Raw genomic sequence first — 12,408 nt, 5'->3', positions numbered from 1 at the left:
GAGGGTCCCCGTGTCAATTAGAAAGGTGAACACCAAGATGCTGGATAACATTTTAGAGCAGATGATCGACACGGTCGGCCGCAGTAAACAGGATGTTTTTGAGATCGGCGAACAGTGTCGGCAGGATTATGAATCCATCACTGATGAACTGAAAGTCATCAGGGAGTCGGTGTTCAAAGTCATCAAAGAAGGCGATGAGCTTGAGCAGAAATCCCGGTTCTCAAGGAGAAGGCTTTCGGAAGTCAGCCAGCACTTTCAGAATTTCTCTGAAGAGCAGGTAAGAGAGGCTTATGAGAAAGCCCACGACCTGCAGATGAAATTATCCCTGAACCGGCAGACGGAAGCGAGGCTCCGTGAGCGAAGGGATGACCTGGAGAGGCGCATTAAGAACCTTCAGGACACCATCGATCGTGCAGAGCAGTTGAATTCGCAAATATCTGTCGTGCTGAATTACTTAAGCAGTGATCTTAAACTAATGGGAGCTGCCCTTGAAGATGCAAAAGAAAGACATGACTTCGGCCTGCAGATCATTGAAGCCCAAGAGGAAGAGAGAAAGAAGCTTTCACGGGAGATTCACGATGGTCCTGCACAAATGCTGGCCAACGTCCTTCTAAGGTCAGATCTGATCGACCGGGTCTACCGGGAAAATGGAGCCATAGCTGCTCTGGGAGAGATTAAAGATCTGAAAAAGATGGTCCGTTCTGCCTTATATGAAGTCCGCCGGATCATTTATGACCTAAGACCGATGGCGCTGGATGATTTAGGTTTGGTTCCGACCCTCACAAAATACCTAAGTACTATCGAAGAATATCACAGGAGTACAAATATCAGGTTTGTGAATGTCGGTCAGGAAAAAAGACTGCCATCCAAATACGAAGTGGCCCTGTTCAGGTTGATCCAGGAATCGGTCCAAAATGCATTAAAGCATTCAGAGGCTGCTGAAATCCTGGTCAAATTAGAGATCACCAAAGAGAAAGTAACAGTCATCATTAAAGATAATGGTAAAGGATTCGATATAAAAGAGAAAAAGAGCGGATCCTTTGGAATCATGGGTATGAAGGAAAGGGTTGAAATCCTTGATGGTGAAATGAGCATCGACTCAAAAGTGGGCTCAGGCACCGTCATCCTTGTCCAGGTTCCTTTAACAGCATAAATTTTTTCTCGTACACATAGGGAGGCGAAATCATGGCAACGAATATTGTCATTATAGACGATCATCAGTTATTTCGAGAAGGGGTAAAGCGCATCTTAGAATTTGAACCAAGTTTTAACGTCCTGGCAGAAGGGGATGACGGCTCAGAAGCGATTTCACTAGTTGAAGAGCATAATCCTGACGTCGTATTGATGGATATCAATATGCCTCAATTAAATGGAGTTGAAGCCACTCAGGAGCTTATTGAAAAGTACCCTGATACAAAGATCATCATCCTGTCGATTCATGATGATGAAAACTATGTGAGCCACGCCTTGAAGACAGGCGCTTTAGGTTATCTCTTGAAAGAGATGGATTCCGAAGCTCTGATCGAAGCGGTCAAGGTTGTCGCTGACGGCGGATCTTATATCCACCCTAAGGTGACCCATAACCTGATCAACGATTACCGCCGTTTGGCCAATTCCCAGGAAACAGGCGGATTCAAACAAAGTGAAGTCCGCCGCCCGCTGCATCTATTGACCCGCCGCGAGTGCGAAGTCCTGCAGATGCTTGCTGACGGAAAGAGCAACCGCGGTATCGGCGAAGCGCTGTATATCAGTGAAAAAACGGTCAAGAACCACGTAAGTAATATCTTGCAGAAAATGAACGTGAATGACCGTACACAGGCTGTTGTTACAGGGATCAAGAACGGCTGGGTAGAAGTCAGATAAGTATTTATTGAAACGAGCCTTTTAATTGAGGGCTCGTTATTTTTTTCGCCAAAAAACAGGCTGCTCCCCAATTGGAACAGCCTGATTCTAATGCTTCCTCCGCGCAAAGTCAACAAACCGGAATTTATCAAGCCTGTGCCGGGATTCGGTATATTGAAAGAGGGCGGTGTCTTCCAGGTGGACGTAGTTTTTCACGACGACCACATGATCGAATCCGTCGAGGTCCAGTGATAGGCATTGATGGAATAACTTTCAACAGGGGTAAGGCAGCATTTTTACGAATCGCACTAAGTAGTGGAGTGCAAAAAAGAGCAGCCCGGATTTCAGGCTGCTCTTCTTATTTAAAACTTAAATTTCCCTAACTGGACTTGCATTTCATGTGCCAGCTTGCTGAGGGTTTCTGCGGAAGCGGTGATCTCTTCCATCGATGCAGATTGCTCTTCAGCCAATCCTGCGACTGTTTGGGTTCTTGCCGAAGCATTCTCGGTAATGGAATTCACTGTTTCAAAAGAAGCAGAGACCTGCTGTGCGCTTGCTGCCATTTGTTCAGAAATGGTGGAGACTTCCTGAACCTGGCTAGCCACACTTTGAGCAGATTTCAGGATGTCATTGAAGGCTCTGCCTGTGTGTTCGATGATTTCCACTCCGCCTTGGACATTGTCTGTCACTCGATCCATTTGATCCACAGTGCTGATGGTGTCTGCTTGAATGGATTTGATCAGTTCTGTTATTTGCTGGGCGGAGTTATTAGACTCCTCAGCTAACTTCCGGACTTCATCTGCTACGACTGCAAAGCCTTTGCCATGCTCGCCTGCACGTGCAGCTTCAATTGCTGCATTCAAGGCAAGAAGGTTGGTTTGAGAAGAAATAGTCGTAATGGCAATGACGATATTTTCTATTTCTTTTGAACGTTCATCCAGGTTTTTGATGGAGTGAGCTGTTTTGGATACATTTTCTTCAATCGTACGCATTCGTTCTAACGCTCTATTGATGTTTTTCTGGCCATCCTGCGACTTTATGGAGGTATCCGTCGAAGATTCTGCAACAGAAGCTGATGTATCAGCTATCATCTGAATGCCGGCTGCGACCTCTGTTATGGCCATTGCGCTTTCCTGTACATGCTGCAGCTGGCTTTCTCCGCCGGAGGCGATTTCATCTACAGAAGCTGTAACCTGCTGGGTAGCCGTATTGGTTTGCGCTGCACTGGCTAATAACTGATCAGAAGAAGCTGCGACATTTTCGCTGGCTTCGTTGACTGTGAACAATAGATTTTTCAAATTCAATGCCATGGTGTTGAATGACTGAGTCAATTCGGCTACTTCATCTTTTCCTTTAACCTGAATGTCTTTAACGTTCAAATTTCCCTCTGCTATTGACTGTGCCATGGCTGACAGCGATGACAATGGTTTTAACTTGCGGAACAAAAGTACAAACGTAATGATGATAGTTATAAGGACAAGCACGGCAGAGATGATCATGATGATGTAGCTCTTCATGACATTTTCCTCAGCTTGCTTTACTTTGCTTCCGGTCCATTTATCCAATTGCGCATTGAATCGGTTTAACGGTTCAGCAATCAGTTCTTTGCCCCTTTCATACTGGCCGCCAAAAACCAGTGACCTGGCAAGTGTCAGATCTCCGCTTTCTACATAATCCATCGCTTTCTCTTCAAGGGTGACAAGCGTGTTCGAATTTTGATTCGCTTCCTCTATAAGCTTCAGTAATTCATTCGGTACGTGCAATTTTTCGAATTCGGCAACTACTTTCTCCCTTGTTTTGGTTTCGTTGACCTCTTTCCAATAGTTATCATAGAATTCATTTTCCCCGTATTGAGTATAGGACCTGACTTGTTCTGTCAGATAATTGGAGGCATCCTGGAGTTCTATGGAAAGTTTGGCAGCTCGTTTTTCCAAATCTGCTGCAGCCCGCTGTTTTTCAATGCTGGTATCCAAAGAATAGATACTCCATGCAAGGAAAACGAATAGAGCTCCAACAACGACAGCCGTTCTCTTTAAAAGTGTACTGATTTTCATGATTCTTCTCCTTTTCTAGGTGTATGTAAGGTGTGCCTTCTTGTAGTATCGGAAAAATATCAGGGAAGTTTAGGGCAGGGGGATTCTACAGAAAGAAAAAAACTCACCCATAAATGGATGAGTCTCTTAATGCTTCCTCCGCGCAAAGTCAACAAACCGGAATTTATCAAGCCTGTGCCGGGATTCGGTATATTGAAAGAGGGCGGTGTCTTCCAGGTGGACGTAGTTTTTCACGACCACCACATGATCGAATCCGTCGAGGTCCAGGTACAGGCGGTCTTCTTCCGTGCACTTTTCGACGACGATCTCTTTTTTTGCATAAGAAATAGGAAGTTTCATTTCATTTTCAAGGTATTCATAGATGGATCTCTCGCAGATTTCCTTGGTCAGGAGAGGGACGTTCTTTTTTAAAAAATAGTCTTTATCCAGTATGATCCGTTCTCCTTTGATATTGCGGGCGCGGACCACTTTCCACACTTCCTCATCCTGATTGCAGCCGAGCTGTGCGGCCAGGGTCTTATCAGGCTTGATGAGGCCGAAATCATAGACTATTGTTTGCGATTCTCCTCCCAGTGAGCCCTGGAGTTCCTTGAAGCTGATGAGTCCCGAGATGGGGAAGCTCAGCTTGGACACGTCTAAGACGAGGGAGCCTTTTCCGCGGATTTTCTGGATGAACCCTTTCTGGGAGAGGAGGGTCAGTGCTTTGCGGATGGTTTCCCGGGATGTTTCATAGAATTCGGCGAGTTCGTTTTCCGACGGCAGTGTTTCGTTCGGCGGATAGCTCCCGTCCTGGATCTTATCTGCGATTTCCTGGTATATGTGCATATATTTATTGTTTTTTGTCATAATATCACCATATTTATTTTACCATACTTAGGTATTTTCAATAAGAGCTTGAGAGTTTTGGGATTATTCAGGTAAAATGGACTTATCGCATATTTTAGAAAAGGGTGAAGGATTTTGACTACACAGCTTTGGAAAAAATTCATGATTGGTCTTGGAGTAAGCAGCCTTCTGCTTGCCGGCTGTAACAATAATGAAAATGCCGACAACACGGACAAGCCTGAAGAGAATACACAGGAGGAGCAGACCGAGGAAACGGCCAATCCTTTTGAAGAGGAAACGGCAGCAATCCTGGAAGAGGCTAAGAATATGGAAGAGGCAAAGGATATTCCTGAAGAAGAAAAGCAGGCCATTCTGGATGCGTTCAATGAATATATCGAATCATTCAACGACGAAGATGTCGAGCGGTACATGGCGACCCTTTCTGATACTCCAGTCAACTTTACGCTGGAAGAGGAAGAAGCAGCCGTCAACAATGTATTTGATAAACTGGATGTGAGAAGAAAAGCATCCAATGTAAAAATCATCAACTATCAAGGCAAGAAAGCGGATGTTTATGCTGAATTGGAAGTAACGACAAAGGATCCCAACAGTGACCGTGAAGCAGCCACCACCGGAAGACAGTTAACGATCTTCCAGAAGACGGATGAGGGCTGGAAGGTCTCCATGATCCGGGTTAAGCAGGACGAGGGAGAAGAAGCCGCTGACACAGAGTCTGAAACTGATTCTGAATAAGTTATATTATGAAAGCGCCGGCCTTTGGGTTGGTGCTTTTTTTGTTGTTGATGTCTTTTGGGGGTGACTGTATTAGGGTGAGGCTTGGGTGAGAAATGCGTGATTTGTGCCAGGCACTAATTGGTGAAGAGGGAGGTGAGATGTGTTGGCCCATAAAGCGGTTAAATGGGCCAATGGGGAAGAAGAAAATGAGGGATGCTGGTCCGAAAAGCGTGTAAATGGGCCAATGAGGAAGAAGAGTTCAAGAGATGCTGGCCCATACAGCGGTTAAATGGGCCAATGGGGAAGAGGAAAATGACGGATGCTGGCCCATAAAGCGGTTAAATGGGCCAATGAGGAAGAGGAAAATAAGGGATGCTGGCCCGAAAAGCGTCTAATTGGGCCAATGAGGGAGAGGAGAACGAGGGATACTGGGCCGAAAAGCGTGTAAATGGGCCAATGAGGGAGAGGGGAACGAGGGATGCTGGACCATGAAGCGTGTAAATGGGCCAATAAGGCAGCCAAGAGCAAAAGATGTTGACCCATACATGGAGCCCAACAACAAAAAAATACCCGCTGTCTTGCAGCGGGTATCGAACACTATTTTGTTAAGCGATATACAACAGATTCATATGGTCGAAGCTTTATCAGTTCCAGGTCTGCTTGGCTGTCCTCATAGTTGGATATAAGGATTTCACTGTTCCAGCCATCGATGTTCAGTTCGTCGTTTGGCAGGTCAAAGACTGTTTTATTGCCATAGAAGTTGTTTACGACCAACAGCTTTTCGTTATCACCATTGCGTACATAGGAAAAGACATCTGCATGTTCCGGTGTCAGGAGCTGATAGTCACCGTTTGTGATGATGTCATATTCTTTGCGCAGTGAAATGAGCTTTTGATAGTGATAGAAAATGGAGTCCTGGTCTTCTAATGCATTTTCTGCGTTGATTTCCGGGTAGTTTTTGGCTACAGGGATCCACGGAGTACCGTTTGAGAAACCGGCATTTTCGCTGCTGTCCCACTGAACTGGTGTACGGGAGTTATCTCTGGACTTGTGGCGCAGGATTTCCAGGATTTCTTCCTCTGATTTGCCTTCTTGTTTTAAGATGTTAAAAATGTTGATGGATTCCACGTCACGGTATTCATCGATGCTCGTGAATTTCGGGTTGGTCATCCCGAACTCTTCCCCTTGATAGATGTAAGGGGTTCCCTGCATCATATGGATTGTCGTGGCCAGCATTTTGGCTGACAGATTGCGGTACTCGCAGTCATTTCCGTAGCGGGAAACGATGCGCGGCTGATCATGGTTGCACCAGAACAGGGCATTCCAACCGCCGCCTTTGTGCATTTCACTCTGCCAGGTGGACAGGATATCTTTTAATTGTAAAAAGTCAAAGTCAGCAACGGTCCACTTTTCCCCGTCTGGATAATCGACTTTTAGATGATGGAAGTTGAAGGTCATGCTCAGTTCATTGCGGTCAGGGTTGGAGTATTTGATGCAGTTTTCGATGGTCGTCGAACTCATTTCCCCTACCGTCATGATGTCATAATTGGAGAATACCTCCTGGTTCATTTCGTTCATGAATTCGTGGACGCGCGGACCATCTGTGTAAAATTTGCGGCCGTCTCCTGGTGCCTTTGAGCCGTCATCGTCAGGGAAGTCCTGGTCCTTGGAGATGAGATTGATGACGTCCAAGCGGAAACCATCGACACCTTTGTCGAGCCAGAATTTCATCATGTCGTACACTTTTGTTCGAAGTTCTTCATTTTCCCAGTTCAGGTCCGCCTGCGTTACGTCGAACAGGTGAAGGTAGTACTGGCCGGTTTCATTGTCATACTGCCAGGCGTTGCCGCCGAATTTGGATTGCCAGTTTGTCGGTTCGGAGCCGTCTTCCTTGCCGTCACGCCAGATGTAGTAGTCACGATACGGGTTGTCTTTTGATTTTCGAGATTCGATGAACCATTCATGTTCGGTTGATGTATGGTTCACGACGATGTCCATGATGATTTTGATGCCTCTGTCATGTGCTTCTGACAGCAGCTCGTCGAAGTCTTCCATGGAGCCGTATTCTTCATGGATGTTGAAGTAATCGGCAATATCATAGCCGTTGTCACGCTGTGGAGATTTATAGATTGGTGTCAGCCAGACGACGTCGATACCCAGTTCGTTCAGGTAATCAAGTTTCTCGGTGATACCTTTGATATCGCCGACGCCGTTGCCTGAAGTATCATTGAAGCTTTTCGGGTAGATTTGATAAACGACCGACTTTTTCCACCAAGGTTGCTGCTTTTTCATATTGATAACACCTGCCAGTTAAGTATTTTTTGTTGAGATTGCGCTTTAGCACTTCACCGCGGCGGGGGACAGTCCCCTGCTACGCTAAAGTAACAGGGGACTGTCCCTCATTGCTTCACCGCGTTAATACACCAGGGGACTGTCCCCGGGTGCTTTAGAGCGTTAAAGCGCGAAGACGACTGCTTCGTATGGCTGCAGCTTCATTTGTTTCTGCAGTTGGGTTCCGCCTTTGTAGTTTCGGATGAGCATGCTGGCGCTTTCGCTTACTGCTTCTTCCGGCAGTTCGACTTCCAGCTCTTCGCCATAGAAATTACAGAGGACCAGGAGCTTTTCGTTTCCTAATGTCCTTTTGTAGGCATACAATTTCTCGTGGTCTCCCAAGATCAATTCGTACTTGCCATACACGATGATGTCGTGCTGTTTGCGCAGTTCAATCAGTTTTTTATAGTAGTTGAAGATGGAATCGTCTTCGTTCAGCTGTGCTTCTGCGTTGATATCCTCATAATTCGGATTGACGGCCAGCCATGGCTCACCGTCCGTGAAGCCGGCATTCTCTGACACATTCCACTGCATAGGTGTCCTGGCATTGTCACGGCCTTTTACATAGATGCTTTCCATTGTCTTCTCAACAGGTTCGCCTGCTTCCATCTGTTCATTATAGAAGTTCAGCGTTTCGATATCTTCATACTCATCGATGGTAGAGAAGCGGACGTTGGTCATGCCGATTTCTTCCCCTTGATAGACATAAGGAGTGCCTTTCATCATGTGAAGGACCGTTGCCAGCATCTTTGCCGACTCTTTATGATACTTTCCGTCATCACCGAATCGGGAAACGACGCGGGGCTGGTCATGGTTGTTGAAGTAAAGCGAGTTCCAGCCGTCTTCCTCCAATGCTGTCTGCCAATGAGTCAGGTTTTCTTTTAAATCGGGAAGGTAGAGGGGCTTTAAATCCCATTTCCCGTTTTTTCCGTTATCCAAGCTCATATGGGAAAACTGGAAGACCATATTCAGTTCATCACGGTCTTCTCCTGTGTACATTCGCGCCTGCTCAGGATTAACGCCGGGCATTTCACCGACCGTCATGATGTCATATTTGGAAAGGACTTCACGGTTCATTTCCTGAAAGTAATCATGGATCTTAGGGCCGTTACGGTAAAATTTGCTTCCGGAAGCATACTTTTTCCCGGGCTTCACTTCATCATCGGGAAGGCCTTCCACCTTGGAAATGAAGTTGACGACATCCATCCGGAAGCCGTCGATGCCTTTGTCCAGCCACCATTTCATCATGTTGTACACTTCACCGCGGAGCTCAGGATTCTCCCAATTCAAATCAGGCTGCTTTTTTGAAAACAGATGAAGGAAGTATTCGCCTGTTTCTTCATCGTATTCCCATGCAGAACCGCCGAAATTGGAGCCCCAGTTGTTTGGCTCCCTGCCGTCTTTCGGCTGGCGCCATATGTAGTAATCGCGGTATGGGTTGTCCTTTGATTTACGGGACTCGGCAAACCATTTATGTTCATCGGAGCTGTGGTTGACGACGAGATCCATGATCAACTTCATGCCGCGGTCATGCATTTCTTTTAAAAGAAGATCCCAGTCATCCATTGTCCCGAATTCATCCATGATGTCCTGATAGTCGCTGATATCATAGCCGTTATCATCGTTTGGCGATTTATAAACAGGAGAGAGCCATACGACATCGATTCCCAGTTCCTTCAGGTAATCGAGTTTGGAGATGATTCCCGGGATGTCACCGATTCCGTCGCCGTTCGAATCCATGAAACTGCGGGGGTATATCTGATAGACGACACTTTCTTTCCACCATTGTTTTTGCATGTTTCCCACTCCTCGTTCTTCATAGTGATAGTATGGTTTGTTTGGTTGTTTTTAACAGCTGTAAAAAAACAAAAGAGAAGAGCCGGTACCAGCCTGAGCCGGTATCGATTCTTCTTCATTAAGATGTCTTATTTCGCTTTTGAAAACTTGGAGAAAAGCAGTGTTAATAGTGCTGGAACAACGATTGCAACTCCCATTCCGATGAAGAATACCGGCCAATAGTTATTTTCGATCGAGAAGAAGGCAGGAATACCGCCGACACCGATTGAAGGAGCGATGACGTCTCCAAGAGTGATGATTAAACCGGCAATCGCTGAACCGATGATGGCTGCGATGAATGGATATCTGTAACGAAGGTTGACCCCGAACATGGCAGGCTCTGTAACACCAAGCCATGCTGAGACACCGGATGATACGGCAAGGCCTTTTACCTTTTCGTTGTTTCTTTCAACAATCATCATTGCGAAGGCAGCTGCACCTTGGGCAATGTTAGATAGAGCAACCATCGGCCATAGGAATGTTCCGCCAATGGAACCGATCAGCTGCAGGTCGACTGCTAAGAATGTATGGTGCATACCAGTGATGACAAGCGGGGCATAAAGACCGCCATAAATGAGTCCGCCGATAGCCGGTACCGCATCGAAAATGCCAGTAACGCCGTCAACGAGCCATCCGCCGATTGTGAATGTAATAGGTCCGATGACTGTAAAAGCCAGGAAACCTGTAATTAATAATGAAATTGGTGCAACCGTAAGCAATTGGAATGCATCAGGGATGCGTTTGCGAAGCCAGATTTCAATTTTAGCCAATACCCATGATGCAACAAGGATAGGAAGGACCTGTCCTTGGTAGCCTACTTTTTCAACCGTCAATCCGAATAGGTTCCAAGTTGGAATTTCTTCTGCGCTTCCGTAGCCCCAGGCATTCAGAAGGTCAGGGTGAACCAGCATCAGACCAAGGACCATACCGAACAGCGGGCTGCCGCCGAAACGGGTGAGGGCACTCCAGCCGATCAAGCCGGGCAGGAATACGAAGGCCGTGTTGGCAATCAGGTTAATGATGGATGCGATATCCGCCCATTGCGGGAAAGCTTCAACGACACTCTCTTCCATGAAGATGCCGCCTTGAGTAAGGATGTTGTTGATCCCCATCAATAGACCGGCCGTAACGATTGCCGGCAGGATAGGAATGAAGATGTCTGCAAGTGTCTTCACTGCACGTTGAAGCGGATTCATTTTTTCGGCAGCTGCATTTTTGACATCATCTTTGGATGCTTCCTGGACCCCTGTTTCTTCTGCCAGGATTTTGTAGGCTTTGTCGACAGTTCCTTGACCGATTACGATTTGGAATTGTCCATTTGTGGAAAATGAACCTTTGACAAGGTCTATATTTTCCAGGCGTTCTTTGTCTACAAGACTCTCATCGTTCAATACGAGACGAAGGCGAGTCACACAGTGCGTGGCAGTATTGATATTCTCTTTACCGCCGATCGCTTCAATAATTTCGCGTACAGATTCTCTGTTTACGCTCATGGTTTTCCCTCCCGCAGGGGTATGCGCCCCCAATTTTTAAGCAGCTGTTTTGCAGTTTATATAAAAAAATAATTTCAATTACTAGTGTGTTAAAAATGGCCAAATCTATCCATTTTAACCTTTCCCCCGGTAACTGCAGAATAAACAACCAAGCAAAAATAACGCTTTCAAATAACCGCTTACATTTTAAATCAACTTGTTGTTTCTTGTATATACAAGTTATGTGACTATTGTATTCCTGTATATACAAGTTGTCAACACTTTCGTGACAGGCACGACCCGGTTTTTGTCGAAACCGGGAAATGACAGAAAACAAAAAAGCCAGTGCAATCCTTTACGATAAAGGTTTGCACTGGCTTTTGCTTATAAGATATTACCATTTTAAAATCGACATATTTCGGGGCGTGCCTGGCACCCAAGGCAGATCAAATCCTTTTCACCGAAATCGCATTCCGCATTTTTTTCAAGGCATCCTGGCCTTCTTTGTCCCGCTGCAGCATGATGCTGACATACAGGGCATCGAAAATGGAAAGCTGGGCAATCCTTGAAGAGAGGGCTTCCGATCTGTAGTCGGTTTCCTCTGAAACAGTATATAAGGAAATATCGGATTTATCACTGAGCGGCGATTTTGAAAAGTTGGTGATGGCGATGGTCTTCGCTCCGGTTTCCTTCAATACTTTCATCACTTGCAGCATATCTTTCGTCGAGCCAGAGTGGGAAATAAGCACCGCGCAGTCCTTTTCCGTCATCTGTGAGGCAGTCATCAATTGGATATGGCTGTCTGTGGAGGCATGGACACGGAGCCCCGTCCGGATGAATTTATGATAGGCGTCCATGGCGACAATCCCGGAGCCGCCGCTTCCGAAGAATTCGATATGGTCGGCAGCCACCATCGCATCGACCGCTTCCTGGAATTGATGTTCTTTTAAAACCATCAAGGTATCTTCAATTGTCTTCATATTAGAACGAAATACCTTTGAAGCAATCGTTTGCGGGCTGTCATTTGCATCCACATTTTCATGGATGTCCCTCATCGGGGTGACGATTTCAGCTGCAAGGGCAATCTTCATGGATTGGTAGCCCTTGAAACCGATTCTTTTGCAAAAACGGAATACGGTCGAATCCGCAACCCCGAGTGTGTCGGCAAGACCATTTATCGTAGAATGAATAATATTTGCTGGATTGTTTAAGATATAATTGGCAATTTTTTTCTCTGTCTCACTGAACTGGGAGTAATGTGAACGGATACTCGCCAAGCAGTGCTGGTGATTTTTCTTCATTTGTCTCCACTC

General features: G+C 46.1%; 10 protein-coding genes and 1 pseudogene. 4 read left to right on the top strand and 7 right to left on the bottom strand.

What is annotated here, in order from left to right; genetic code table 11:
- The first annotated feature begins 10 nt into the window (after nt 1–10).
- Together D3H55_RS01655 and D3H55_RS01650 are read left to right on the top strand one after the other, a co-directional pair.
- Entirely contained in the window at nt 11–1,153 is a 1,143-nt protein-coding gene (locus D3H55_RS01655) for a sensor histidine kinase (RefSeq protein WP_168412925.1), read from the top strand.
- Between the two features lie 29 nt (nt 1,154–1,182).
- The gene (locus tag D3H55_RS01650; protein WP_205685290.1) at nt 1,183–1,863 is read left to right on the top strand and encodes a response regulator; all 681 of its coding nucleotides are present in this window, start codon (nt 1,183–1,185) and stop codon (nt 1,861–1,863) included.
- 87 nt (nt 1,864–1,950) lie between these two features.
- On the opposite strand, the pseudogene D3H55_RS01645 reads toward D3H55_RS01650, so the two are convergent.
- The 3 genes and pseudogenes from D3H55_RS01645 to treR all read right to left on the bottom strand — a co-directional run.
- Nucleotides 1,951–2,091, bottom strand: a pseudogene (locus tag D3H55_RS01645) (UTRA domain-containing protein); the annotation flags it as partial.
- A gap of 113 nt (nt 2,092–2,204) precedes the next feature.
- Nucleotides 2,205–3,896 carry a methyl-accepting chemotaxis protein gene (locus tag D3H55_RS01640; protein ID WP_119545150.1) on the bottom strand — a complete coding sequence of 564 codons (1,692 nt, stop codon included), beginning with the start codon at nt 3,894–3,896 and terminating at the stop codon, nt 2,205–2,207.
- A 126-nt stretch (nt 3,897–4,022) separates the two neighbouring features.
- Complete coding sequence (treR, locus tag D3H55_RS01635; protein WP_119545149.1) at nt 4,023–4,742, bottom strand: trehalose operon repressor; 720 nt, start codon at nt 4,740–4,742, stop codon at nt 4,023–4,025.
- Between the two features lie 114 nt (nt 4,743–4,856).
- Between treR and D3H55_RS01630 the strand changes: the two genes are divergently transcribed.
- Nucleotides 4,857–5,474, top strand: coding sequence for a Cif family virulence factor (locus tag D3H55_RS01630; protein ID WP_119545148.1), 618 nt, complete (start codon nt 4,857–4,859; stop codon nt 5,472–5,474).
- 142 nt (nt 5,475–5,616) lie between these two features.
- Complete coding sequence (locus D3H55_RS25150) at nt 5,617–5,745, top strand: hypothetical protein (RefSeq protein ID WP_276310195.1); 129 nt, start codon at nt 5,617–5,619, stop codon at nt 5,743–5,745.
- Between the two features lie 308 nt (nt 5,746–6,053).
- Here D3H55_RS25150 and treC read toward each other — a convergent pair whose 3' ends face one another.
- The 4 genes from treC to D3H55_RS01610 all read right to left on the bottom strand — a co-directional run bounded on the left by treC (nt 6,054) and on the right by D3H55_RS01610 (nt 12,396).
- Nucleotides 6,054–7,748, bottom strand: coding sequence for an alpha,alpha-phosphotrehalase (treC, locus tag D3H55_RS01625; RefSeq protein ID WP_119545147.1), 1,695 nt, complete (start codon nt 7,746–7,748; stop codon nt 6,054–6,056).
- Nucleotides 7,749–7,910: 162 nt separating this feature from the next.
- Entirely contained in the window at nt 7,911–9,584 is a 1,674-nt protein-coding gene (locus tag D3H55_RS01620) for a glycoside hydrolase family 13 protein (protein ID WP_119545146.1), read from the bottom strand.
- 128 nt (nt 9,585–9,712) lie between these two features.
- Nucleotides 9,713–11,116 (bottom strand): PTS system trehalose-specific EIIBC component, encoded by a 1,404-nt coding sequence (gene treP, locus D3H55_RS01615; protein ID WP_119545145.1) that lies wholly within the window; start codon nt 11,114–11,116, stop codon nt 9,713–9,715.
- Nucleotides 11,117–11,541: 425 nt separating this feature from the next.
- Nucleotides 11,542–12,396 carry a MurR/RpiR family transcriptional regulator gene (locus tag D3H55_RS01610; RefSeq protein ID WP_119545144.1) on the bottom strand — a complete coding sequence of 285 codons (855 nt, stop codon included), beginning with the start codon at nt 12,394–12,396 and terminating at the stop codon, nt 11,542–11,544.
- Between the last annotated feature and the right edge of the window lie 12 nt (nt 12,397–12,408).

Source organism: Bacillus salacetis, from assembly GCF_003581585.1.
GTDB lineage: Bacteria > Bacillota > Bacilli > Bacillales > Bacillaceae_B > Rossellomorea > Rossellomorea salacetis.
This window is presented reverse-complemented; position numbering and strand designations above follow the sequence as displayed.

What these genes read in the sequence shown, in the direction of transcription:
- D3H55_RS01640 (WP_119545150.1), bottom strand. Translation starts at nt 3,896, where the DNA reads ATGAAAATCAGTACACTTTTAAAGAGAACGGCTGTCGTTGTTGGAGCT.
- treR (WP_119545149.1), bottom strand. Translation starts at nt 4,742, where the DNA reads ATGACAAAAAACAATAAATATATGCACATATACCAGGAAATCGCAGAT.
- treC (WP_119545147.1), bottom strand. Translation starts at nt 7,748, where the DNA reads ATGAAAAAGCAGCAACCTTGGTGGAAAAAGTCGGTCGTTTATCAAATC.
- D3H55_RS01620 (WP_119545146.1), bottom strand. Translation starts at nt 9,584, where the DNA reads ATGCAAAAACAATGGTGGAAAGAAAGTGTCGTCTATCAGATATACCCC.
- treP (WP_119545145.1), bottom strand. Translation starts at nt 11,116, where the DNA reads ATGAGCGTAAACAGAGAATCTGTACGCGAAATTATTGAAGCGATCGGC.
- D3H55_RS01610 (WP_119545144.1), bottom strand. Translation starts at nt 12,396, where the DNA reads ATGAAGAAAAATCACCAGCACTGCTTGGCGAGTATCCGTTCACATTAC.